Annotated in this window: 23 protein-coding genes, 2 tRNA genes and 1 pseudogene; 15 read left to right on the forward strand and 11 right to left on the reverse strand. The window is 53.4% G+C overall.

Annotated elements, in window-relative coordinates:
- The 3 genes from nemA (at position 1) to rnt (ending at position 2,344) form a co-directional block, all read left to right on the forward strand.
- Positions 1 to 1,095, forward strand: a complete 1,095-nt coding sequence (gene nemA / locus AWR26_RS14310; protein WP_064566828.1) for an alkene reductase — start codon at positions 1 to 3, stop codon at positions 1,093 to 1,095.
- 96 nt (positions 1,096 to 1,191) lie between these two features.
- Complete coding sequence (gene gloA / locus AWR26_RS14315; protein WP_007374767.1) at positions 1,192 to 1,599, forward strand: lactoylglutathione lyase; 408 nt, start codon at positions 1,192 to 1,194, stop codon at positions 1,597 to 1,599.
- Positions 1,600 to 1,690: 91 nt separating this feature from the next.
- A complete protein-coding gene (rnt, locus tag AWR26_RS14320; protein WP_007374766.1) occupies positions 1,691 to 2,344 on the forward strand; it encodes a ribonuclease T in 654 nt (217 codons plus the stop codon).
- A 39-nt stretch (positions 2,345 to 2,383) separates the two neighbouring features.
- On the opposite strand, the gene AWR26_RS14325 is transcribed toward rnt, so the two are convergent.
- On the reverse strand, positions 2,384 to 2,728 hold the full coding sequence (locus tag AWR26_RS14325) for a Grx4 family monothiol glutaredoxin (RefSeq protein ID WP_007374765.1): 345 nt from the start codon (positions 2,726 to 2,728) through the stop codon (positions 2,384 to 2,386).
- Between the two features lie 330 nt (positions 2,729 to 3,058).
- On the opposite strand from AWR26_RS14325, the gene AWR26_RS14330 reads away from it, so the two are divergent.
- Positions 3,059 to 3,892 (forward strand): C40 family peptidase, encoded by an 834-nt coding sequence (locus AWR26_RS14330; RefSeq protein WP_043953722.1) that lies wholly within the window; start codon positions 3,059 to 3,061, stop codon positions 3,890 to 3,892.
- Positions 3,893 to 4,015: 123 nt separating this feature from the next.
- Positions 4,016 to 4,597, forward strand: coding sequence for a superoxide dismutase [Fe] (gene sodB, locus AWR26_RS14335; protein ID WP_064566830.1), 582 nt, complete (start codon positions 4,016 to 4,018; stop codon positions 4,595 to 4,597).
- 30 nt (positions 4,598 to 4,627) lie between these two features.
- On the opposite strand, the gene AWR26_RS14340 is transcribed toward sodB, so the two are convergent.
- Together AWR26_RS14340 and cydH are read right to left on the reverse strand one after the other, a co-directional pair.
- Complete coding sequence (locus AWR26_RS14340; RefSeq protein WP_043953724.1) at positions 4,628 to 5,797, reverse strand: MFS transporter; 1,170 nt, start codon at positions 5,795 to 5,797, stop codon at positions 4,628 to 4,630.
- A 164-nt stretch (positions 5,798 to 5,961) separates the two neighbouring features.
- Positions 5,962 to 6,051, reverse strand: a complete 90-nt coding sequence (gene cydH / locus AWR26_RS14345; RefSeq protein ID WP_090137008.1) for a cytochrome bd-I oxidase subunit CydH — start codon at positions 6,049 to 6,051, stop codon at positions 5,962 to 5,964.
- Positions 6,052 to 6,350: 299 nt separating this feature from the next.
- On the opposite strand from cydH, the gene purR reads away from it, so the two are divergent.
- Positions 6,351 to 7,376, forward strand: a complete 1,026-nt coding sequence (gene purR, locus AWR26_RS14350) for an HTH-type transcriptional repressor PurR (RefSeq protein ID WP_064566832.1) — start codon at positions 6,351 to 6,353, stop codon at positions 7,374 to 7,376.
- Positions 7,377 to 7,394: 18 nt separating this feature from the next.
- On the opposite strand, the gene punR is transcribed toward purR, so the two are convergent.
- The gene (punR, locus tag AWR26_RS14355; RefSeq protein ID WP_064566834.1) at positions 7,395 to 8,306 is read right to left on the reverse strand and encodes a DNA-binding transcriptional activator PunR; all 912 of its coding nucleotides are present in this window, start codon (positions 8,304 to 8,306) and stop codon (positions 7,395 to 7,397) included.
- A 110-nt stretch (positions 8,307 to 8,416) separates the two neighbouring features.
- Between punR and punC the strand changes: the two genes are divergently transcribed.
- Both punC and cfa read left to right on the forward strand, forming a co-directional pair.
- Positions 8,417 to 9,616, forward strand: a complete 1,200-nt coding sequence (punC, locus tag AWR26_RS14360) for a purine nucleoside transporter PunC (protein WP_064566836.1) — start codon at positions 8,417 to 8,419, stop codon at positions 9,614 to 9,616.
- 297 nt (positions 9,617 to 9,913) lie between these two features.
- Positions 9,914 to 11,062: a cyclopropane fatty acyl phospholipid synthase gene (gene cfa / locus AWR26_RS14365; protein ID WP_064566838.1), complete on the forward strand. Its 1,149-nt coding sequence runs from the start codon at positions 9,914 to 9,916 to the stop codon at positions 11,060 to 11,062.
- 29 nt (positions 11,063 to 11,091) lie between these two features.
- On the opposite strand, the gene AWR26_RS14370 is transcribed toward cfa, so the two are convergent.
- Positions 11,092 to 11,727 (reverse strand): riboflavin synthase, encoded by a 636-nt coding sequence (locus tag AWR26_RS14370; protein WP_043953729.1) that lies wholly within the window; start codon positions 11,725 to 11,727, stop codon positions 11,092 to 11,094.
- Positions 11,728 to 12,039: 312 nt separating this feature from the next.
- Between AWR26_RS14370 and mdtK the strand changes: the two genes are divergently transcribed.
- The 3 genes from mdtK (at position 12,040) to AWR26_RS14385 (ending at position 13,728) form a co-directional block, all read left to right on the forward strand.
- Positions 12,040 to 13,413, forward strand: coding sequence for an MdtK family multidrug efflux MATE transporter (gene mdtK, locus AWR26_RS14375; RefSeq protein ID WP_043953730.1), 1,374 nt, complete (start codon positions 12,040 to 12,042; stop codon positions 13,411 to 13,413).
- A 151-nt stretch (positions 13,414 to 13,564) separates the two neighbouring features.
- A tRNA-Val gene (locus AWR26_RS14380) sits at positions 13,565 to 13,641 on the forward strand.
- A gap of 10 nt (positions 13,642 to 13,651) precedes the next feature.
- Positions 13,652 to 13,728, forward strand: a tRNA-Val gene (locus AWR26_RS14385).
- Positions 13,729 to 13,810: 82 nt separating this feature from the next.
- Here AWR26_RS14385 and AWR26_RS14390 read toward each other — a convergent pair.
- From AWR26_RS14390 to AWR26_RS14405, 4 genes are all read right to left on the reverse strand, one after another.
- Positions 13,811 to 14,866: an NAD(P)-dependent alcohol dehydrogenase gene (locus AWR26_RS14390; protein ID WP_064566840.1), complete on the reverse strand. Its 1,056-nt coding sequence runs from the start codon at positions 14,864 to 14,866 to the stop codon at positions 13,811 to 13,813.
- Between the two features lie 178 nt (positions 14,867 to 15,044).
- Positions 15,045 to 15,767 (reverse strand): amino acid ABC transporter ATP-binding protein, encoded by a 723-nt coding sequence (locus tag AWR26_RS14395; protein ID WP_064569025.1) that lies wholly within the window; start codon positions 15,765 to 15,767, stop codon positions 15,045 to 15,047.
- Complete coding sequence (locus AWR26_RS14400; RefSeq protein WP_007374751.1) at positions 15,754 to 16,518, reverse strand: amino acid ABC transporter permease; 765 nt, start codon at positions 16,516 to 16,518, stop codon at positions 15,754 to 15,756. Before AWR26_RS14400 ends, AWR26_RS14395 begins: the two co-directional genes overlap by 14 nt.
- Before the next feature lie 70 nt (positions 16,519 to 16,588).
- Positions 16,589 to 17,356 (reverse strand): basic amino acid ABC transporter substrate-binding protein, encoded by a 768-nt coding sequence (locus tag AWR26_RS14405; RefSeq protein ID WP_064566842.1) that lies wholly within the window; start codon positions 17,354 to 17,356, stop codon positions 16,589 to 16,591.
- 171 nt (positions 17,357 to 17,527) lie between these two features.
- On the opposite strand from AWR26_RS14405, the gene AWR26_RS14410 reads away from it, so the two are divergent.
- The 4 genes and pseudogenes from AWR26_RS14410 to AWR26_RS14420 all read left to right on the forward strand — a co-directional run bounded on the left by AWR26_RS14410 (position 17,528) and on the right by AWR26_RS14420 (position 20,785).
- Positions 17,528 to 18,319, forward strand: a complete 792-nt coding sequence (locus AWR26_RS14410) for an inositol monophosphatase family protein (RefSeq protein ID WP_064566844.1) — start codon at positions 17,528 to 17,530, stop codon at positions 18,317 to 18,319.
- Between the two features lie 295 nt (positions 18,320 to 18,614).
- A pseudogene (gene ynhH / locus AWR26_RS25765) lies at positions 18,615 to 18,746 on the forward strand (protein YnhH); the annotation flags it as partial.
- An 80-nt stretch (positions 18,747 to 18,826) separates the two neighbouring features.
- Complete coding sequence (gene pykF, locus AWR26_RS14415) at positions 18,827 to 20,239, forward strand: pyruvate kinase PykF (RefSeq protein ID WP_064566846.1); 1,413 nt, start codon at positions 18,827 to 18,829, stop codon at positions 20,237 to 20,239.
- Between the two features lie 309 nt (positions 20,240 to 20,548).
- The gene (locus tag AWR26_RS14420) at positions 20,549 to 20,785 is read left to right on the forward strand and encodes a major outer membrane lipoprotein (protein ID WP_007374746.1); all 237 of its coding nucleotides are present in this window, start codon (positions 20,549 to 20,551) and stop codon (positions 20,783 to 20,785) included.
- A gap of 70 nt (positions 20,786 to 20,855) precedes the next feature.
- Here the strand turns inward: AWR26_RS14420 and ldtE are convergent, their stop codons facing one another.
- Positions 20,856 to 21,866 (reverse strand): L,D-transpeptidase LdtE, encoded by a 1,011-nt coding sequence (gene ldtE / locus AWR26_RS14425; protein WP_064566848.1) that lies wholly within the window; start codon positions 21,864 to 21,866, stop codon positions 20,856 to 20,858.
- 95 nt (positions 21,867 to 21,961) lie between these two features.
- The gene (gene sufE / locus AWR26_RS14430; protein ID WP_043953735.1) at positions 21,962 to 22,378 is read right to left on the reverse strand and encodes a cysteine desulfuration protein SufE; all 417 of its coding nucleotides are present in this window, start codon (positions 22,376 to 22,378) and stop codon (positions 21,962 to 21,964) included.
- Position 22,379: the final 1 nt, after the last annotated feature.

A 22,379-nucleotide genomic window follows, 5' to 3' on the forward strand; every position in this document is an offset into this window, starting at 1 on the left:
ATGTCCAGTAAATTATTCACGCCGCTGAAAGTGGGCGCAATTACCGTTCCAAACCGTGTTTTTATGGCTCCGCTGACCCGTCTGCGCAGCATTGAGCCGGGCGATATCCCGACACCGCTGATGGCAGAATATTACCGTCAGCGCGCCAGTTCGGGCCTGATCATCAGCGAAGCTACGCAAATCTCCGCGCAGGCGAAAGGTTACGCAGGCGCGCCGGGCCTGCACAGCGCCGAACAAATCGCTGCATGGCAGAAAATTACCGATGCAGTACACCGTGAAAACGGCCGTATTGCGGTTCAGCTGTGGCACACCGGTCGCATCTCACATAGCAGCCTGCAACCGGGCGGCGCAGCGCCTGTCGCGCCTTCAGCTATCAGCGCGGGCACCCGCACTTCGCTGCGCGATGCCAATGGAAACGCTACCCGCGAAGATACCTCTATGCCGCGCGCACTGGAGACCGCCGAAATTCCGGGTATCGTTAACGATTTCCGCCAGGCCGTTGCGAATGCGCGTGAAGCGGGCTTTGACCTGGTCGAACTGCACTCTGCCCACGGCTACCTGCTGCATCAATTCTTGTCCCCATCATCCAACCATCGTACCGATCAGTACGGCGGTAGCGTGGAAAACCGCGCCCGTCTGGTGCTGGAAGTGGTTGATGCCGTGAGCAAAGAGTGGGGAGCCGATCGCATCGGGATTCGCGTTTCGCCGATTGGCACGTTCCAGAATGTGGATAATGGCCCGAACGAAGAAGCGGATGCGCTGTATCTGATTGAAGAACTGGGTAAACGTGGCATTGCTTACCTGCACATGTCCGAACCGGACTGGGCGGGCGGCGAGCCGTACACCGATGCGTTCCGTGAAAAAGTGCGTGCGCGCTTCCACGGCCCGATCATCGGCGCTGGCGCTTACACCGTTGAGAAAGCGGAAGCGCTGATCGAGAAAGGTTTGATCGATGCCGTAGCCTTTGGTCGCGCCTATATCGCTAACCCGGATCTGGTGAAACGTCTGCAACTGAAAGCGGAACTGAACCCGCAGCGCCCGGAAAGCTTTTACGGCGGCGGCGCAGAAGGCTATACCGACTACCCGTCTCTGTGATCCTCTGATTGTTCATTGATAGCGGCGGCTTTCCGCCGCTATACTAAAACGATGTTTCTAACTGGAACGTTAATTCATTTATATAAAGAGGACATCATGCGTTTACTTCACACCATGCTCCGTGTTGGCAACCTGCAACGATCCATCGACTTCTACACCAAAGTGCTGGGCATGAAGCTGCTGCGTACCAGCGAAAATCCGGAATATAAATACTCACTGGCCTTTGTGGGTTATGGCCCGGAAACCGAAGAAGCGGTCATCGAGCTGACTTACAACTGGGGCGTCGAGAGCTATGAGCTGGGCACCGCCTACGGTCACATCGCGCTGAGCGTGGAAAATGCCGCAGAGTCCTGCGAAGCGATCCGCAAAAACGGCGGTAACGTAACCCGCGAAGCGGGCCCGGTTAAAGGCGGTACTACCGTCATCGCCTTTGTTGAAGATCCGGACGGTTACAAAATCGAACTTATCGAAGAGAAGCATGCCGGTCACGGCCTGGGTAATTGATCCCTTCGGGCGCACTTTGCGCCCGCTGTTTTACATCCCTTCGCAAAATTTGCCATAATGCGCTGCCATTTTCCCGTATCAAGAGATCCTGATGTCCGATAACGCTCAACTTACTGGCCTGTGCGACCGTTTTCGCGGTTTTTATCCTGTCGTGATTGATGTTGAAACCGCCGGCTTTAACGCCAAAACCGACGCACTGCTGGAAGTCGCCGCCATTACGCTGAAAATGGATGAACAAGGCTGGCTGATGCCTGACAGTACCCTGCATTTCCACGTTGAGCCCTTTGAAGGCGCGAATCTGCAACCAGAAGCGCTGGCCTTTAACGGTATTGATCCCTCGAATCCGCTGCGCGGCGCGGTAAGCGAACATGATGCGCTGCACGCCATTTTCAAAATGGTGCGCAAAGGGATTAAAGATCAAAACTGCAACCGCGCGATTATGGTGGCGCATAATGCCACCTTCGATCACAGCTTTATGATGGCTGCTGCCGAGCGCGCGTCGCTGAAACGCAACCCTTTCCACCCGTTTGTCACCTTTGATACCGCATCGCTGAGCGGGCTGGCGCTGGGGCAAACCGTGCTGTCAAAAGCCTGCGCCGCCGCAGGCATTGCCTTTGACGCCTCGCAGGCGCATTCGGCGCTGTACGATACAGAGCAAACCGCCCTGCTGTTTTGCGAAATCGTGAACCGCTGGAAGCGTCTGGGCGGATGGCCATTGCCGCTCGCCGATGATTCACAGGCATAAAAAAAGCGACCACAGGGTCGCTTTTTTATTGGCGGAAACTTATTCCGCAGCCGGCTCGTCTTTATGATTTGCCGCCGCTTCTTTAATCAGCGATTGCAGTTCGCCGCGCTGATACATCTCAATGATGATATCGCAGCCGCCGACCAGTTCACCTTCCACCCACAACTGCGGGAAGGTTGGCCAGTTAGCGTATTTCGGCAGTTCTGCGCGGATGTCCGGGTTTTGCAGGATGTCCACATACGCGAAGCGTTCGCCACAAGCTGAAAGCGCCTGCACAGCCTGGGCGGAGAAGCCGCAGCTCGGCAGCTTCGGGGAGCCTTTCATATACAGCAGAATCGGGTTTTCAGCGATTTGACGCTGGATTTTCTCAAGGGTTGTGCTCATTGTCTTACTTCCTTCAACTTCTTCTACGGCTGAGATCTGACATTGTAACGGTTCAGACAAGCAACGGAAAATAACATTTTATTCACCGTTCATTATTTTATCGTCTGTCACGTAAAGTTGCCTTAAAAATATGACTTAACCCAACTCGCCCTGCTCAACTCTTAACCGTCATAGAAACGTTTTGCTGCTTTTTTTTGCGCTTGCTAACGAAACGAAGTTATAGATGCAAAAACAGTATTAACTTTTGTGCTTTTTATGGATTAGAATCGACGGGTTTTGAAAAACCATACGCAGGCATATTATATGCTTGCCATAACAGGGGATTGCTCAGTGGCGCGGATACCAAAAGCTTCGATCACGCTCTGTGCTTTGTTGTTCACCACGCTTTCTTTCACGCCATTGGCTAACGCCTCTGAACAGGCGCGAGCATCGGCCGTGCAAAAATCGCATCTGGCGAAAGCATCCGAACGTAAGAAAAAAACCACATCACAAAAAACATCAAAGAAAAGCGGTCGCAGTACGGCAGAAAAAACCACCAGTAAAAAAACAGCGGAACACAAGAAGTCACCGGCTAAGAAAAAAGTTTCCACCAGCAGCAAAGCCAGTCAGATCACCTCGCGTCGTAACAAAACCAGCCAGTTAAAACCTACAGAAGTCGCCTGGACGGAAAAATGCAGTACGCCGCGCAAAGGTCACAAGCCTCATTGTGTCAAAGTCAAAAAAACCACGACCATTGCTGAAGCGCATAAAGTGCGTATCCAGAAAGCCCAGAAAACGGCGATGTCGAAACTGATGAACCAGATTGGTAAACCTTACCGCTGGGGCGGCACCTCGCCGAGCACCGGTTTTGATTGTAGTGGTCTGGTCTATTACGCCTATAAGGATTTAGTGAAATTCCGCATTCCGCGCACCGCCAACGAAATGTATCACCTGCGTGATGCTTCGCCGGTGAATGTGGCAGAGCTGGAAAGCGGCGATCTGGTATTCTTCCGCACGCAAGGTCGCGGTACCGCCGATCACGTTGGCGTGTACGTTGGCAACGGCAAGTTTATCCAGTCTCCGCGCAGCGGCCAGGATATTCAGGTCACTTCCCTTAGCGAAGACTACTGGCAGCGCCATTACGTCGGCGCTCGCCGCGTCGTTACACCAAAAACCATTCGTTGATCTCATCGCCTGTCGTCACTGCGACAGGCGATGTTCTCTTTTTCCCGTCTCCGCGATTTGTTACTCTAAGCCTCACACTCAGTAGGGTTATTGGGTGTATTAAAATAATGAAGGAGAGTAGCAATGTCGTTCGAATTACCTGCATTACCGTATGCAAAAGACGCCCTGATGCCGCATATCTCAGCCGAAACGCTGGAGTATCACTATGGTAAGCACCATCAGACTTATGTCACTAACCTCAACAATTTGATCAAAGGCACCGCCTTCGAAGGCAAAACGCTGGAAGAGATCGTTAAGCACAGCGAAGGTGGCGTGTTCAATAACGCCGCGCAGGTCTGGAATCACACTTTCTACTGGAACTGCCTCGCGCCGCACGCTGGCGGTGAGCCGACTGGCGAACTAGCCGCTGCGATTGCTAAAACATTTGGCAGCTTTGCCGAGTTTAAAGCGCAGTTTACCGATGCCGCAGTGAAAAACTTTGGTTCAGGCTGGACATGGCTGGTGAAAAAAGCGGATGGCGGGTTGGCGATTGTCTCAACGTCCAATGCGGGAACACCGCTGACGACGAATGCGACACCGCTGCTGACTGTCGATGTCTGGGAACATGCTTATTACATTGACTACCGCAACGCCCGTCCGAACTACCTTGAACACTTCTGGGCGCTGGTCAACTGGACCTTCGTGGCGAAGAATTTCGCCGCATAAAACAAAGGAGGGGCATAGCCCCTCCTCTTTTTACTCGACTGCCGCACAGGCTCGTTCCGGCCGGGAGCGCCCGGAAAACAGCACCACCATCAGCCCAAGCCCGGCAATAATCGCCCCCATCACCGGGACAAAATCATAACCCAGACCGCCGGAGATCACCGCGCCGCCCGCAGCCGCACCGAGTGCGTTACCGAGGTTAAAGGCACCGATGTTCACTGAAGAAGAGAGCCCCGGCGCTTCATGTGCGACGCGCATTACACGCATTTGCAGCGGCGGAACCACGGCAAAGGTCGCAGCGCCCCAGACCACCATACTGATAGCCGCGCCCACTTCGCTGCGGGCCAGGAACGGAATGGCCAGCATGATGGCAATCAGCAGGATAAGAAAGCCTTTCAGCGTACCGGTTACCGAACGATCCGCCAGTTTGCCGCCAAGGTAGTTACCAATCGAGAAACCGACGCCAATCAGAACCAACATCCCGGTAACAAATACCGGCGTAGCATCAGTAATGGTGCGCAGCACCGGCGAAATATAGGTATAGAGCGTAAACATCGCGCCTGCACCGAGCACCGTCGTCAGCAGTGCCGACAGCACCTGTGGACGAACCAGCACGGACAACTCTTTGCGTACATCCGGACGTTCGCCCGTTCCGCCGCCAGGCAGCGAGAAGTAGAGGCTCAGCATAGCAACCAGGCCCAGCACGGCGGTCGCCATAAACGACATGCGCCAGCCGATGGTTTCACCCAGCCAGGTTGCAGCAGGCACACCGCCAATATTGGCGATAGTCAGCCCCATAAACATGGTCGCGACGGCGCTGGCTTGTTTCTCTTTTGCTACCACGCTTGCGGCAACAACCGAACCCAGACCAAAGAAAGCACCGTGGTTGAGGCTGGTGACGATGCGCGCCAACATTAAAGTGGTGTAGTCCGGCGCGATTGCCGACAGCACATTACCCAGCGTAAAGATCGCCATCAGAAAAATCAGCGCATTACGTCTGCCTCGGTGCGACAGCAGCAGCGTCATCAGTGGCGCTCCCACCATCACGCCAATCGCATAAGCGCTAATCAGCATTCCCGCCGCCGGAATGGAAACATCGACGCCACGGGCAATAACGGGCAGCAACCCCATCGGGGAGAACTCCGTTGTACCTATCCCAAAGGCGCCAATCGCCAGGGCAAGCAGAGGGAAATTAATTTTCATCGTTTGACTCCGAAAAAGCCGTGTCGGTTGGGGACACTGTCGCAGAAGTCAAAAGTATGACAGCAATCACAAAAAACAGAAGTTAGCAGAATGACAAAAGATTATTGCAGAAGTGATAACAATGGCGGGGAAAGCCGAGGGAGAAGGCTCTCCCTCGTGCCAGATCAATGCAGCGCGGCGGTCAGCCCACCGAAAACAATCAGGCTCAGAACAATGACGGTAGTGACCAAAGAATACTTCAGATCGGTGCTCATCAATTTTTCTCCATTTTCATTTCCCCACAAATAGTGGGTTTGCGCATTTTTGCACAAATAATCATAAAAATCTTGCAGGAATTCGGGGGAGATATGTTTTAGCGCTTCCCCTTTTGCTCAAGATAAGACAAAATTCGACGCTAAATTTATTAGCGTACCGGCCATTGACTCCCCTCCTGACGTTTAGTGTCTTTTTCCCGGCGTACCGCACTCACTTTGCTGGGGTTCAGGGTGATGGAAGGCAAACGTTTACCTTAAGTATTATCAGGAGCTTATGATATGGTCTGGAGTGATTTCTGATGGCAACGATTAAAGACGTCGCGAAACGAGCAAACGTTTCCACTACAACCGTATCTCATGTAATTAACAAAACGCGCTTCGTCGCTGAAGAGACTCGCAACGCCGTATGGGCAGCGATCAAAGAGTTACATTACTCCCCCAGCGCCGTGGCGCGTAGCCTGAAGGTCAATCACACTAAATCGATCGGTTTGCTGGCCACCAGCAGCGAAGCCGCCTATTTTGCCGAGATCATCGAAGCCGTAGAGAAAAAATGCTTCCAGAAAGGCTACACCTTGATCCTCGGCAACGCCTGGAACAGCCTTGAGAAACAGCGCGCCTACCTGTCGATGATGGCGCAAAAACGCGTCGATGGCCTGCTGGTGATGTGCTCCGAATACCCGGAGCCGCTGCTGAGCATGCTGGAAGAGTACCGTAATATTCCGATGGTCGTGATGGACTGGGGCGAGGCGAAAGCCGATTTTACCGACTCGGTCATTGATAACGCTTTTGAAGGCGGCTATATGGCCGGCCGCTATCTGATTGAGCGCGGGCATCGCGATATCGGCGTCATCCCTGGCCCGCTGGAGCGCAACACCGGCGCAGGCCGCCTCGCCGGTTTTATGAAGGCGATGGAAGAAGCGATCATCACCGTACCGGAAAACTGGATCGTACAGGGCGACTTTGAACCGGAATCAGGTTACCGGGCGATGCAGCAGATCCTCAACCAGTCACACCGCCCCACTGCCGTGTTCTGCGGCGGCGATATTATGGCGATGGGCGCGCTCTGCGCGGCGGATGAGATGGGGCTGCGCGTTCCCCAGGATATTTCGCTGATCGGCTATGACAATGTGCGCAATTCCCGCTACTTTACGCCCGCGCTGACCACCATCCATCAGCCGAAAGATTCGCTGGGTGAAACGGCCTTTACCATGTTGCTCGATCGTATTGTCAACAAACGCGAAGAGTCGCAGTCCATCGAAGTTCATCCGCGTCTGATCGAACGTCGTTCAGTGGCAGATGGCCCATTCCGCGACTACCGCCGTTAATCACCCCTGCGGGGGCCGCTACTGTGGCTCCCGCAACCATTCGCTGTTCAGCGTCTCACTGTCCCCCAGATACTCCAGCAGCCAGCTCAACGCCGGTGATGCGTCATTTTGTTGCCATGTCAGGCAGCAGGCCGCATCCGGAAACGGATTCTCCAGTTCCAGCGCCACCCAGTCGCCGCTGTCCAGCCGGGGACGGGCGAAATGCGCGGGCACCATCCCCACACACAGCCCGGCAGAAAGACAGGCTTCTGAAGAGGACCAGTCCGGCACGATGACCCGCTTCTGGTTATCCAGCAGCCAGGTAATACGTTTAGGCAACGAGCGCGACGTATCTTCCTGGATCAACGAGGGCCAGTTGCGCAACGTTTCATCGCTTAGCGGGCCGGGCATTGATGCTAGCGGATGGCGGCTGGAGACCACGCATTTCCAGCTCAGCATGCCCATATCACGAAACGCATACCGTCCACCGACCGGGATCGCCTGAGTCGCGCCAATCGCCACCTCAACGCGGCCATCTGCCAGCGCATCCCAGACACCGTTAAACACCTCCTGGTAAACCTGTAATTCGACGTCGTTAAAATGTCGGTAGAAATCGACGATCAATTGCCGTGTTCGCGCCGGTTTCACAATGTTATCCACGGCAATCGCCAGTTGACCGCGCCAGCCGTTAGCGATCTGTTGGCACTGCTGGCGGGTGATCTGCATTTTTTTGATAACAGATCGCCCCTCTTTTAAAAACCAGCTTCCGGCAGGTGTTAACTCCACATCGCGATGACGGCGTTCAAATAACGGAACCGCCAGCCACTCTTCCAGTTGGCGCACGGTATAGCTCACTGCTGAAGGCACACGGTGCAACTCCTGAGCGGCACCGCTGAAACTTCCGTTGCGTGCAACAGCATCAACCACTTCCAGTGAATATTCTGACCACATAATCTGCCTGCAAAAATTTTGAAATCACTGCGCAAATATTAGCGTTTCACAAGCGGAAAAGCACTCCTTACACTCGACAGCCCTGAAGAAGCAACAAGGTGAGAACTCAAATGCAACCTGGCAAAGGATTTTTAGTCTGGCTCGCGGGATTAAGCGTGCTCGGCTTTTTAGCCACCGACATGTACCTGCCCGCGTTCAGCGCGATACAACAAGATTTGCAAACCTCTCCGGCCATCGTCAGCGCCACGCTCAGTTTGTTTCTGGCTGGCTTTGCTGTCGCACAACTGGTGTGGGGGCCATTGTCGGATCGCTATGGTCGCAGACCCATTCTGTTGAGCGGGCTGGCCATTTTCGCGCTTGGCTGCCTGGGAACATTGTGGGTACGGGACGCCAGCCTGTTACTGGCGCTGCGTTTCGTACAGGCGATCGGCGTTTGTGCCGCTACCGTCAGTTGGCAGGCGCTGGTCACTGACCACTATCCGGCACACCGCGTTAATCGTATCTTCGCAACCATTATGCCGCTGGTGGGCCTGACGCCTGCACTTGCCCCTCTGCTGGGAGCCTGGATGCTGGAGCACTTCTCCTGGCAGGCGATTTTTGCCACGCTGCTGGCAATAACCCTTGTGCTGATGGTGCCCGCCTGGCGGTTGAAAACGCCCGCGCAGACTGCTGCGCTGCATGAACAACCGCTGACCTTTTTCGATCTGCTGCGCAATAAAGCGTATTGCGGCAATGTCATTATCTACGCCGCCTGCTCGGCCAGTTTTTTTGCCTGGCTGACCGGTTCGCCGTTTATTTTGCACGAGATGGGTTATGGTCCGTCAGTCATTGGTCTGAGCTACGTACCGCAGACCGTTGCCTTCCTGATTGGCGGCTATGGTTGCCGCGCCGCATTGCAAAAATGGCAGGGTTCGCGCCTGCTTCCGTGGCTGCTGAGCGCCTTTGGGCTAAGCGTGATTGCCACCTGGATCGTGGGTTTGCTGCCGCAGGCATCACTGACCGCACTGCTGATCCCGTTCTGTTTTATGGCAATGGCCAACGGCGCCATCTATCCTGTTGTGGTGGCACAGGCGTTACGCCCGTTTCCCCAGGCAACTGGCCGCGCAGCCGCGCTGCAAAATACGTTGCAACTTGGGTTGTGTTTCCTGGCAAGCCTGGTGGTTTCAGGGCTAATTGCCACGCCACTGTTTACCACCACCAGCGTGATGGTGGTGATGGTGCTGCTGGCGGCGTTTGGCTATCGCCAGCAACATCAGCGTAATACCGAAACGGTAAAAGATGAGGCTGTCTCCTCCTCTTCGCACGGGTGATTTGTTAACGACTATCAACAAGGAAGTGATTAGCTTGCTAACAGCTTTAAGTTGAATCACCAGATATTGAGGCCTATACTGATTTTCGGTTTTTAATAAATACGATAAATATTATGTAGTAACGGGCACCGGATTGTGCCCGTCATTCCAGGGACGGCCTTTCGGCAAGGGTCATCTCCCTTCCTCTGTTCTACGTCGGATATCAGCCTCACGGTGAAAACCGTGAGATTTCTCACAAGCCCGAAAAAGCGACTACGCTGTTTGAAGGTTCAGATCACTGCGAGTGATGGAGAAGTTATGAGTTCATCGTGTATAGAAGAAGTTGGCGTACGGGATGATAATTGGTTCCGTATAGCAAACGAGTTACTGAGCCGCGCAGGTATCCGCGTCAACGGTCCCGCCGCTTCAGATATCCAGGTGAAAAACCCGGATTTTTTTAAACGTGTTTTACAGGAAGGTTCGCTCGGGCTAGGCGAAAGTTATATGGACGGTTGGTGGGAATGCGATCGTCTGGATATCTTCTTCACCAAAGTACTGCGCGCCGGACTGGAAAAACAGCTTCCGCACAATTTCAAAGACACACTCCGCATTGCCGGAGCAAGATTATTTAATCTGCAAAGTAAAAAACGGGCCTGGATTGTCGGTAAAGAGCATTACGACCTTGGTAATGATCTATTTACCCGCATGCTGGATCCGCAGATGCAATACTCTTGCGCCTACTGGAAAGACGCAGAAAATCTCGACGACGCACAACGGGCGAAATTGAAGCTTATCGGTGAAAAACTGAAGCTGAAACCCGGTATGCGCGTGCTGGATATCGGCTGCGGCTGGGGCGGGCTGGCACAATTTATGGCGCAGAATTACGGCGTCAGCGTGGTCGGCGTAACGATCTCGGCGGAACAGCAAAAAATGGCGCAACAGCGTTGTGAAGGGCTGGATGTCGATATTCGCCTGCAGGATTATCGCGATCTGAATGAGCAGTTTGACCGCATTGTCTCCGTCGGGATGTTTGAACATGTGGGGCCGAAAAATTACGCGACCTATTTCAGCGTGGTGGATCGCAACCTTAAACCGGACGGCATTTTCCTGCTGCACACTATCGGTTCAAAACGCACCGATCTCAATGTTGATCCCTGGATCAACCGCTATATCTTCCCGAACGGTTGCCTGCCTTCCGTACGCCAGATTGCTAATGCCAGCGAATCACATTTCGTGATGGAAGACTGGCACAACTTCGGCGCTGATTACGATCGCACGCTGATGGCCTGGTATGAACGTTTTCTTGCCGCCTGGCCGGAAATTGCCGACAACTACTCTGAACGCTTCAAACGGATGTTCAGCTATTATCTGAACGCTTGTGCAGGCGCTTTCCGCGCACGTGATATTCAACTGTGGCAGGTGGTCTTCAGCCGCGGTATCGAACACGGCCTGCGCGTTCCGCGCTAAAACAAAAACCCCGGCAAGCCGGGGTTTTTTTACTCTTCGCTGCTGATGACAGCGGCTTCTTTTGCCGCCAGCACGCGCTCAACGGTATCGACCACGGCCTGCGTTTGCGGATCGATCTCAATATTGACGCGGTGACCCAGCTTTTTCGCGCCAAGGGTGGTGCGTTGCAGCGTTTCCGGGATCAGATGCACGCAGAACCGGCTGCTTGTCACTTCACCGACCGTCAGGCTGATACCGTCAATACCGATAAATCCTTTATAGAGGATATATTTCATTAAGGCCGGATCCTGCACTTTAAACCAGATCTGGCGGTTATTCTCGGAGGTGAGAATTTTAACGATTTCAGCGGTCGTCATAATATGGCCGGACATTAAATGGCCGCCAATCTCATCGCTGAATTTTGCTGCGCGCTCAACGTTTACCCTATCGCCAATATTCAGCTCACCGAGGTTGGTAATACGCAGCGTCTCTTTCATCAGATCGAAACTAATATGGCTACCATTAATGGCCGTCACGGTCAGACAGCAACCATTGTTGGCAATGGAAGCGCCGGTCTCAATTCCCTCCAGCATCGTTTCAGGAAGCTCAACAACGTGGGTGCGGAAATTTGGTTTATCCTCAATCGAAACCAGTTTTGCCGTACCCTGTACAATACCCGTAAACATACTTACCACTCCTGTTCCATTCCTACGGCTCAGCCGTGTTCTTTACGCACAATAACAGGTGAAAATAGCCCATGCCAGTCTCATTCACCCCGCCGCTGCTTTTCCCGCCAGGCCGGTGATAAGATAAGCGCCCCGCTCCCGGCGCGGTAATAATTTTGCTTTATGGTCAACATGGAAAAAAGGGGCCGTAGCAGGTAATATTTATACACATGCCGCATCTTTCACACTGCGGCATTCTTGTTAGCACAAGGAAAACTCCTTCCTGATAAGCCGTTCCATTCTTTCTTATAACAACAATATAAAGGTGTTCACGTGCAGAAGTATGTAGCAGAAGCGCGTCAGTTACTGGCCCTTGCGGTGCCGGTTATTTTCGCGCAGGTGGCCCAGACCTCTATGGGCTTCGTTGATACGGTGATGGCGGGTGGCTATAGCGCCACGGACATGGCTGCCGTCGCCATTGGTACCTCAATCTGGCTGCCGGCGATCCTGTTTGGACACGGCTTGCTGCTGGCGCTGACGCCGGTGATTGCGCAACTTAACGGCTCAGGGCGCCGCGATCGCATCGCACATCAAATCGGCCAGGGGTTCTGGCTGGCTGGCACCGTCTCCATTCTGGTGATGGTGGTGCTGTGGAATGCCGGCCATATCATTCGCGCGATGCACAACATCGACCCGGAGTTAGCCAACAAAGCCGTGGGTTACCTGCGCGCGCTGCTGTGGGGCGTGCCCGGTTATCTCTTCTTCCAGGTGCTGCGTAATCAGTGTGAAGGCCTTGCCCGCACCAAACCCGGCATGGTGATGGGTTTTCTCGGTCTGCTGGTCAATATCCCGGTGAATTACATTTTTATCTACGGCCATTTTGGTATGCCGGAACTGGGCGGTATCGGTTGCGGCGTGGCCACTGCCTCGGTGTACTGGGTGATGTTTATCTGTATGCGCGTCTGGGTGAAACGCGCCCGCGTCATGCGCGATATTCAGCAGAACCAGCGTTTTGCGAAACCGGATATGGACGTACTAAAACGTCTGACGCAACTCGGCCTGCCAATTGCGCTGGCACTGTTTTTTGAAGTCACGCTGTTTGCGGTGGTCGCGCTGCTGGTGTCGCCGCTGGGGATTGTCGATGTCGCCGGGCACCAGATCGCTCTCAACTTTAGTTCGCTGATGTTCGTGCTGCCGATGTCGCTTGGCGCGGCAGTGACCATTCGCGTCGGTTTCCGCCTGGGTCAGGGATCAACCCTTGATGCGCAAATCGCGGCGCGCACCGGGTTGATGGTTGGCGTCTGCATGGCGGTGGTCACGGCGATTTTCACCGTGCTGCTGCGCGAGCAGATCGCCCTGCTCTATAACGATAATCCGCAAGTCGTGGCGCTGGCGTCACACCTGATGTTGCTGGCGGCGATTTATCAGATTTCCGATTCAATCCAGGTCATTGGCAGCGGTGTGCTGCGCGGCTATAAAGATACGCGCTCCATCTTCTTTATCACTTTTACCGCCTACTGGGTGCTGGGGCTTCCTGCCGGCTACATCCTGGCGCTGACCGATTTAGTGGTGCCGAGAATGGGGCCAGCCGGTTTCTGGATGGGCTTTATTATCGGCCTGACATCTGCGGCAATTTTGATGATGCTGCGGATGCGCTTCCTGCAACGCCAGCCTTCCGCCCGCATTTTGCAGCGCGCTGCACATTAACAGGCCAGTAGCCGCCGGATGGCGGCTACTTTCCCGGCGTTTTGGTTAGTTGTTCCGCAATCGCGTGAATTCAGGAAGAAATTTGCCATTTTCCCCTTGCCACATCTCCGGGCTGCCGCTAATATTCGTCCCCGTTGTCAAGCACAACACTGCGTTCATAGCTCAGTTGGTTAGAGCACCACCTTGACATGGTGGGGGTCGTTGGTTCGAGTCCAATTGAACGCACCATTCTCTCAGTGCGTCCGTAGCTCAGTTGGTTAGAGCACCACCTTGACATGGTGGGGGTCGATGGTTCGAGTCCATTCGGACGCACCATTCTTAAGTTTCTTTTTACTTCCCTTGTTTTATCGCTGCGTTACGCAGCAGACCGCAAACGCGGCCTGCCGACGTTTTGCGTTTACGCGCTCAGCGTTTTCATATCGATAACAAAACGGTACTTCACGTCGCTTTTCAGCAGGCGTTCAAAGGCGTCGTTAATCTCATCCATGCGAATCAGCTCAGAATCCGCCGTAATGTTATGCTCGCCGCAGAAATCGAGCATTTCCTGCGTTTCGGCAATACCACCAATCGCGGAGCCGGAAACCGAACGGCGGCCAATCAGCAGCGGGATGGTGTTAATGGTCGGTTCAAGCTGGCCCAGCAGCCCAACAAACACCAGCGTGCCATCCAGCGTCAGCGTTGACAGATAAGCATTGATATCGTGGGTGTAAGGCACGGTATCGATGATCAGCTCAAACTCCCCGTGTACCGCTTCCATCTGTTTCGCGTCCGTAGAGAGCACCACATGGTGCGCCCCCAAGCGACGGGCATCGGCCTCTTTGCCCGGTGAACGGGTAAACAGCGTCACTTCCGCACCCAGCGCGTGAGCCAGTTTCAGCGCCATATGCCCCAGCCCGCCAAGGCCGATCACCGCCACTTTACTGCCTTTTTTCACACCCCAGCGGCGCAGCGGTGACCAGGTGGTTATCCCGGCGCACAGCAGCGGTGCGACGGCTTGCGCATCAAGGTTCTCCGGGATGCGCAACACAAAATCTTGCGAGCAAACGATCGATTGTGAATAGCCCCCGAATGTAGGGCGGTGATCGTGCCGGTCAATACCGTTATAGGTCTGAACGTTCCCCTCTTCACAATACTGTTCCAGCCCCTGTTTGCAGGGATTACATTCACGACATGAATCGACCATACAGCCGATGCCGACTAAATCGCCGGGTTTGAATTTGCTGACACCCGCTCCCGCAGACACAACGCGACCAATAATTTCATGACCCGGCACGATAGGGTACTGGCTAAAACCCCAGTCGTTACGGGCCTGGTGCAGATCGGAATGGCAAACGCCACAATAAAGAATATCAATTACCACATCATCTGCCCGTGGATCGCGACGCTCAAAATGGAAAGGCGCCAGCGGGGCTTTATTTGACTGTGCGGCATAACCGAGCACTTTCATCGTCATAGCTGTTCTCCGTTTATTCTTCAGGCTTGATACAAAGGTGATAACACCCGAGTGTGATCCTGCTGCTCCCACACCGTCGTTCAAGTATGGCGCGTTGCAGTATCCGCCGCTGTCCGATCGCACGCTTTGCACTTTCTGTCATCGGAAAACAAAAAAGCCCTCCGCAGAGAGCTTGATGTTAAAGAACTTTACTGAGGAACGAGGCGGTTCGGGGATTGGTGGGTGCGGTAAAAATCTGCTGCGGCGGCCCCTCTTCCTGAATCACGCCCTGATCGATGAATATCACCCGATCCGCCACTTCGCGGGCAAAACCCATTTCATGTGTGACGATCACCATTGTCATCCCTTCCGTCGCCAGCGTTTTCATCACCTGCAATACATCACCCACCAGTTCCGGATCGAGCGCCGATGTCGGTTCATCAAACAACATAATCGACGGATTCATCGCCAGCGCGCGGGCAATTGCCACGCGCTGCTGTTGCCCGCCGGAAAGACTCGCTGGCCAGGCATTACGTTTATCGCTCAGCCCGACTTTCGCCAGCAGGTTCTCCGCGAGGGCAACGGCCTCAGCGCGTTTCATCCCCTTCAGGCTCACAGGCGCCATTATCAGGTTGTCCAGCACGGTCATATGCGGGAACAAGTTGAAACGCTGGAAAACCATGCCGACGCTTTCGCGCAGTTTGTTGATATCGGTTTTCGGATTGTGGAGCGCAAAGCCGTTCACCTCAACAGCACCTTCGCTCACCGACTCCAGCCCGTTCATACAGCGCAGAAAGGTACTTTTCCCCGAGCCGGACGGACCAATCACGCACACCACTTCTTTCGGCTTGATATCGCAACTGATACCGCGCAGCACATGGCTTTCGCCAAAATGTTTATGCAGGTTTTTAATGTGAATCACTTTTGCCAAACCTCTTTTCCAGTCGGTTAACCAGTTGCGCAAGCAGAAAGGTGATCACCCAGTAGACCAGCGAAATGGTCAGGTAGGGTTCCCAGTAGGTGGCATACGCACCAGAAACGGTGCGGGCGGCATAGGCCAGATCCGCAAGGCCAATCGCCGAAGCCAGTGACGAATCTTTAACAATAGCAATCGCGTTATTACCCAGCGGCGGCAGAATACGGCGAAACGCCTGCGGCAGGATCACTTTGCGCATCGTCTTCCACCACGGCATACCCAGCGCACGTGAAGCTTCCATCTGCCCGCGATCGACAGACTGAATACCCGCGCGGAAGATCTCCGACACATAGGCTCCGGCATTGAGCGTAATGGCGACGATACAGGAGAGAAACGCGCCATAGTCGGAGCGCAACCCTCGCGCCAGATCGCTGCTCATGATCCCGCTGGTCACCAGAATGCCGTCACGTGGGTTGATGAACAGCGGCACCAGCGCAAAGTGTACGACCATAATCTGCACAAACAGCGGCGTACCACGAATGGCGCTGACATAAAAACGCACAGGAAATTGCACCAGATAGCGCAATACATATTTCCATGGCCCATGTTCAGCCTGCGCCATACGGCCAAGGCCGAGCGTGAGGCCCCAGAGCGTGCCTAAAATAACGCAGATAATGGTGCATTTGATGGTCATCCAGGCGCCTTCCATAAATAACGGCGCGTACTCCTGGATTATTTCCCAACGGAATCCCGACATAAGTCATTCCTGAAAAAATGACGGCTACCGGAATGTTCACGGTAGCCGGAAATAAAAAAGAAGCGAAGTGTTATTGCGCGGGCAATTCAGGCACGTGGTCGTCAAACCAGGTTTGATAAATTTTGGCGTAAGTACCGTCAGCGACAATTTTCTTCAGGCCGCTGTTAATTTTCGCCTGCAATTCGCTGTTCCCTTTCGCCACCGCAATACCAAAATATTGACGTTCAAATTTCGCGTCCGGTACCAGTTTGAACTGTTTTTCCGGGTGCTGTTTGATGTAGTACTTCACCACGCCCACATCGCCCACGGCCGCGCTGACGCCATCCTCGAACAACTCTTGCAGCATCAGCGGCGTGTTATCAAAGCGTTTAATCGCCGTGCTGTTTTTCCCCAACACGTCTGACACCACGATGTCGCCGGTGCTGGAGTTCACTACGCCGACTTTTTCATCTTTCAGCGACGCCAGAGAGGTCACTTTTGAGCTGGCCGGGACCACGATCGACTGCTCCGCCGGGAAGTAAGGCGCGGAAAAATCAACCATCTGCTTACGTTTGTCGGTAATGGTAATGCCGGAAATAATGATGTCGCGATCGCCGGAGCCCAGCGTGGCGAAGATCCCTTCCCACGGCGTGTTGATCAGCTTGATATTAAAATCCTCGGCTTTGGCGATGGCTTTAATGATGTCGATATCAAAGCCTTCCAGCTGCTTCTGGCTGTTTTCAAACTCGAACGGACGATAAGTTCCCCCAGCGCCCACCACGTAAGTTTGCTGTGCAGCAAACGCGCTGCTCGCCAGCGCAGCAAAAAGACAACCTGCCTGCATCCACTTCCTGAACATACACACCACCTTTTTATGCAAATTATGTGCATAAAAATACATATAAGCCGCTATGTATGCAATCTTTATTGTATACAATCAATAATCTGTCACTGGGTTATGCTACAACCAGAGATTCAAGGTTCAAAAAGAGCTGTTTCAGCGTTCAAATAAGACACCGGAGAGTTACGCATGAATCATATTGTGCCTGATAGCGCTTTCTTACATGAACTGGCCGATGCGGCAGATCAACAGACACTGCCGCGTTTTCGCGCGCAAACCAATCTGCATGTCGGCAGCAAACCCAAAGAAGGGTTTCGCTTTGACCCGGTGACCGACGCCGATCGCGAGGCGGAGCGTGTAATGCGCGACATCATCACCGCCCGCTACCCGGAACACGCCATTATGGGCGAAGAGTTCGGGGTGACCGGCTCCGGCCCGCTACAGTGGGTGCTGGACCCGGTTGATGGCACGCGCCCTTTTCTCTGCGGTTTGCCGGTCTGGGGAACATTGATCGGTCTGACGGTCGAAGGCCGCGCGCGTATCGGCATGATGAACCAACCCTTTACCCGCGAGCGTTTCTGGGCCGATGGTGAGCAGGCGTGGCATCAGGGGCCGCAGGGTACAACGCGCCTACAGACGCGCCGGGGAATCGCGCTTGAGCAGGCCATTTTCCACACCACCTCCCCTGAACCCGTGTCGCGTTTTCCGGCGATCAATTTTGCGGCGCTGGAAGCGAATACGTTGATGATCCGCTACGGCGGCGAATGCTACGCAATGGCCATGCTCGCTGCCGGGCAGATTGATCTGTGTCTGGAATATGCATTGCAACCGTATGACATTGTGGCGCTGGTGCCCATTATCGAGCAGGCAGGCGGTGTGGTGACAACATTAGACGGCGGGAGACCGGAATCGGGCGGTCATATCCTTGCTTCCGGCTGCCCTTTTTTGCATGAGCAGGCATTACGTATCCTGAATGGCTAAATAACATCGCTAAAACGTTACAGCCACTCCACTTAACGTGTTTCACTTGTTGAGATTTTATACGTTCAAATTTGCGAACCTGGGGCGCAAATTAGCCCTGCTTTTATCCATTTGGCGATAAAAGTGCAATTTTGACGGTAAATCTGCGGTTTTTATTTTTGGGCGAACTTAACACGTTGATAACACTTCGTTGTGAAACTGCACAGATGATTTTTGAAACGCTGTTTTCATTTTCCTTTTCGCTGAAAATTGGCGTATAATGGCCGCCTATTCACTCTTGAATGGTTTCAGCTGATTGAACTGTAAAAGACCAAACTTAAATCATACTTTTCCCCGTTGGGCTGAAACTCAGGCACACATTACTCTGCACGCTTTTTTGATGTCACCTATCCTTAGGCAGTGGCATCGCTCTTTTCGTAACACAGGTTTGACTCCGGGGCCGTTGTGCGCCAGCCGGAGCGTGAATACCCAATCCTTCTCAACTCAAACTTAAAGACCAGAACTGTCATGAAAAAGACCAAAATTGTTTGCACCATCGGTCCGAAAACCGAATCCGAAGAGATGCTGGCGAAAATGCTGGACGCGGGCATGAACGTCATGCGTTTAAACTTCTCTCACGGTGACTATGCTGAACACGGCCAGCGCATCAAAAACCTGCGCAACGTATTGAGCAAAACCGGTAAAAAAGCGGCAATTCTGCTGGACACCAAAGGTCCGGAAATCCGCACCATCAAGCTGGAAGGCGGCAACGACGTTTCCCTGAAAGCGGGTCAGACCTTCACCTTCACCACTGACAAATCCGTGGTCGGCAACGCCGATACTGTTGCTGTGACCTATGAAGGTTTCACCAATGATCTGAACGTCGGCAACACCGTTCTGGTGGACGATGGTCTGATCGGCATGGAAGTTACCGCAATCGAAGGTAACAAAGTTATCTGTAAAGTTCTGAACAACGGCGACCTGGGTGAAAACAAAGGCGTTAACCTGCCAGGCGTTTCCATCGCGCTGCCGGCGCTGGCTGAAAAAGATAAGCAAGACCTGATCTTTGGCTGCGAGCAAGGCGTTGATTTCGTTGCTGCATCCTTCATCCGTAAACGTTCCGACGTGGTTGAAATCCGCGAGCATCTGAAGGCGCACGGCGGCGAAAACATCCAGATCATCTCCAAAATTGAAAACCAGGAAGGCCTGAACAACTTCGACGAAATCCTCGAAGCCTCTGACGGCATCATGGTTGCTCGTGGCGACCTGGGCGTTGAAATTCCGGTTGAAGAAGTGATCTTCGCGCAGAAGATGATGATCGAGAAATGTATCCGAGCACGTAAAGTCGTTATTACCGCGACCCAGATGCTCGACTCGATGATCAAAAACCCGCGTCCGACCCGTGCGGAAGCAGGCGACGTCGCGAACGCCATCCTCGACGGCACCGATGCCGTTATGCTGTCCGGTGAATCTGCTAAAGGTAAATACCCGCTGGAAGCCGTTGGTATCATGGCCACCATCTGTGAACGTACCGACCGCGTAATGACCAGCCGTCTTGACTACAACAACGACAGCCGCAAGCTGCGCATCACCGAAGCAGTTTGCCGTGGCGCCGTTGAAACCGCAGAAAAACTGGAAGCACCGCTGATTGTGGTAGCGACTCAGGGCGGTAAATCTGCACGCGCTGTGCGTAAATACTTCCCGGATGCAACCATCCTGGCGCTGACGACTAACGAAATCACTGCCCGCCAACTGGTACTGAGCAAAGGCGTTGTCCCACAGCTGGTGAAAGAGATCTCCTCTACGGACGATTTCTACCGTCTGGGTAAAGAAGTAGCGCTGCAAAGCGGTCTGGCCAACAAAGGCGACGTCGTAGTGATGGTTTCCGGCGCGCTGGTTCCAAGCGGCACTACAAACACCGCTTCTGTCCACGTTCTGTAATAATAACCAGACAATTTAGACTGATTAAAAAAGCGCCCTCGCGGCGCTTTTTTTATATTTCCGTCTCCACCTTAAATAAAAAATCAAATCGGATTTCACTATTTAAGCAGCACATTATCTAAGATGAATCCGATGGAAGCCCGATGTTTTAACACACGTTTTTTAACCATTTATTCAAAGTCGGTGCTTCTTTGAGCGAACGATCAAATTTAAGGGTATTCCCATCAAAAAAATATTCTCAACCTAAAAAACTTTGTGTAATACTTGTAACGCTACATGGAGATTAACTCAATCTAGAGGGTATTAATAATGAATCGTACTAAACTGGTACTGGGCGCGGTAATCCTGGGTTCTACTCTGCTGGCTGGTTGCTCCAGCAATGCTAAAATCGATCAGCTGTCTTCTGACGTTCAGACTCTGAACGCTAAAGTTGACCAGCTGAGCAACGACGTGAACGCAATCCGTTCCGACGTTCAGGCTGCTAAAGATGACGCAGCTCGCGCTAACCAGCGTCTGGACAACCAGGCTCACTCTTACCGTAAGTAAGAGTTCCTGTAATGAAATGGCGCACCTTGTGCGCCATTTTTTTTGCCTGCGATTTCCCCCTTTCCCTTCCCTACTGCGTTACCGTTTCTGCCGTTTCCGCATTCATGGCTGCCGCTTTCGTGCTGTTCTGCAACGATAGCACGCTTTCAGGGCTTGCGGCCTGCTTTGCCGCAGGAATTATCACCGGATAACCCGCACGCCGGTACAACGCTTTATCAATCGCAACTTTATCGCCGCCCGCCCGGGTAATAAACGATGCCAGCGTTGGGGAGAAGGTTATCGGCAGCGTCTGAGTATTCTCTTCCACCGTCTGCGACAACGGGCGATGCACCTCAATATAGTGCCGACCGTCCGGCTCAACCGCATACTTCACCGGTTCGTTGATGATAGTCACCTTAGTTCCCGCCGAAACCTGGGCAAACAGCGCAGCGATGTCCGCCGCGTTCATACGCATACAGCCGGAACTGACGCGCAGCCCGACGCTGTCCTGCGCATTGGTGCCATGAATAAGATATTCGCCGTGACCTATCCCCAGACGCAGCGCAAAGCGCCCCAGCGGGTTATTGGGCCCGGCAGGGATAACCGGCGGCAATTCAATACCGTTCGCCAGTGAGCGCGCGCGGATGCCCGCTGTCGGCGTCCAGGTGGGGTTAGGTATTTTCTGGCTGACCTTCGTCACAGACACCGGCGTTTCCAGCCCTTGCTGACCAATACCAAGGGGATAAACCTGAACGCTATTTTTACCGGGTGGGAAGTAATAAAGCCGTAGCTCCGCAAGATTCACCACAATGCCCTCCCGCGGTGTATCGGGAAGTAACATTTGCGAAGGAATCGTGACCACCGTTCCCGGCTTCGGCACCGGGGCAATAGTGTCATTAGCTTCAATGATCAGCATTGCTGCGGTATCAAAATGACGGGCGATAGTTTGCAGGTTTTTATCCCCCGCCTGCACGGTATAAGTCTGGTTTTGACCAATGATACGGCTCCCGTTTTCCGGCAGGGTATATTCCGCCGCATGAGCCACCGAAAGAGCGCTAATCGCGCCAAAAAGACAGAGAGTTATCAAAGACACGCGTTTCATTGTCGTTCCTGTATTCACTGGCAAAACGCCAGAAAGCTGAAAACCAGCGAGGCGAAAAACGCCTCGCATAACAGAATGAAAGCTTTTCTTTGAGTTTAGCTAATGTTGGCAGCTTTGGAGCGGATTGCGCGGATCATTGCTTCCAGACCCTGCGAACGTGAAGGCGTGAGATGTTGTGTCAAAGAGAGTTTTTCGAACCACGGACGAACATCGAACGCGACGATGTCCTGCGGCGTCATCTGCTGATACAGCGCAAAAACGATGGCAATAAGCCCTTTAACAATCGCGGCATCGCTGTCGCCCGCCAGCTCAATCACGCCATCGTCATTACGCTGCATCACAATCCAGACCTGGCTTTGACACCCCTGGATAATGTTTTGCGGGTTATGATCCTCAGCGCTCAGCGCCGGTAACCGCTGCCCCAGCTCGATAATATAAAGGTACTTCTCTTCCCAGTTGGCACAGCGGGCAAAATTGCGCAGCAATTTCTCTTTATCGGGTAATGCAGCCATT

Origin of the sequence: Kosakonia oryzae (assembly GCF_001658025.2) — a bacterium.
Lineage (GTDB): Bacteria > Pseudomonadota > Gammaproteobacteria > Enterobacterales > Enterobacteriaceae > Kosakonia > Kosakonia oryzae.

Bases quoted from the DNA above. Each gene is read 5' to 3' on its own strand.
- ldtE (WP_064566848.1), bottom strand. From the start codon at position 21,866: ATGAAACGCGTGTCTTTGATAACTCTCTGTCTTTTTGGCGCGATTAGC.
- AWR26_RS14410 (WP_064566844.1), top strand. From the start codon at position 17,528: ATGAATCATATTGTGCCTGATAGCGCTTTCTTACATGAACTGGCCGAT.
- rnt (WP_007374766.1), top strand. From the start codon at position 1,691: ATGTCCGATAACGCTCAACTTACTGGCCTGTGCGACCGTTTTCGCGGT.
- AWR26_RS14420 (WP_007374746.1), top strand. From the start codon at position 20,549: ATGAATCGTACTAAACTGGTACTGGGCGCGGTAATCCTGGGTTCTACT.
- AWR26_RS14400 (WP_007374751.1), bottom strand. From the start codon at position 16,518: ATGTCGGGATTCCGTTGGGAAATAATCCAGGAGTACGCGCCGTTATTT.
- AWR26_RS14405 (WP_064566842.1), bottom strand. From the start codon at position 17,356: ATGTTCAGGAAGTGGATGCAGGCAGGTTGTCTTTTTGCTGCGCTGGCG.
- AWR26_RS14340 (WP_043953724.1), bottom strand. From the start codon at position 5,797: ATGAAAATTAATTTCCCTCTGCTTGCCCTGGCGATTGGCGCCTTTGGG.
- AWR26_RS14390 (WP_064566840.1), bottom strand. From the start codon at position 14,866: ATGACGATGAAAGTGCTCGGTTATGCCGCACAGTCAAATAAAGCCCCG.
- cfa (WP_064566838.1), top strand. From the start codon at position 9,914: ATGAGTTCATCGTGTATAGAAGAAGTTGGCGTACGGGATGATAATTGG.
- punC (WP_064566836.1), top strand. From the start codon at position 8,417: ATGCAACCTGGCAAAGGATTTTTAGTCTGGCTCGCGGGATTAAGCGTG.
- punR (WP_064566834.1), bottom strand. From the start codon at position 8,306: ATGTGGTCAGAATATTCACTGGAAGTGGTTGATGCTGTTGCACGCAAC.
- purR (WP_064566832.1), top strand. From the start codon at position 6,351: ATGGCAACGATTAAAGACGTCGCGAAACGAGCAAACGTTTCCACTACA.
- sufE (WP_043953735.1), bottom strand. From the start codon at position 22,378: ATGGCTGCATTACCCGATAAAGAGAAATTGCTGCGCAATTTTGCCCGC.
- AWR26_RS14370 (WP_043953729.1), bottom strand. From the start codon at position 11,727: ATGTTTACGGGTATTGTACAGGGTACGGCAAAACTGGTTTCGATTGAG.
- cydH (WP_090137008.1), bottom strand. From the start codon at position 6,051: ATGAGCACCGATCTGAAGTATTCTTTGGTCACTACCGTCATTGTTCTG.
- nemA (WP_064566828.1), top strand. From the start codon at position 1: ATGTCCAGTAAATTATTCACGCCGCTGAAAGTGGGCGCAATTACCGTT.
- pykF (WP_064566846.1), top strand. From the start codon at position 18,827: ATGAAAAAGACCAAAATTGTTTGCACCATCGGTCCGAAAACCGAATCC.
- gloA (WP_007374767.1), top strand. From the start codon at position 1,192: ATGCGTTTACTTCACACCATGCTCCGTGTTGGCAACCTGCAACGATCC.
- sodB (WP_064566830.1), top strand. From the start codon at position 4,016: ATGTCGTTCGAATTACCTGCATTACCGTATGCAAAAGACGCCCTGATG.
- AWR26_RS14325 (WP_007374765.1), bottom strand. From the start codon at position 2,728: ATGAGCACAACCCTTGAGAAAATCCAGCGTCAAATCGCTGAAAACCCG.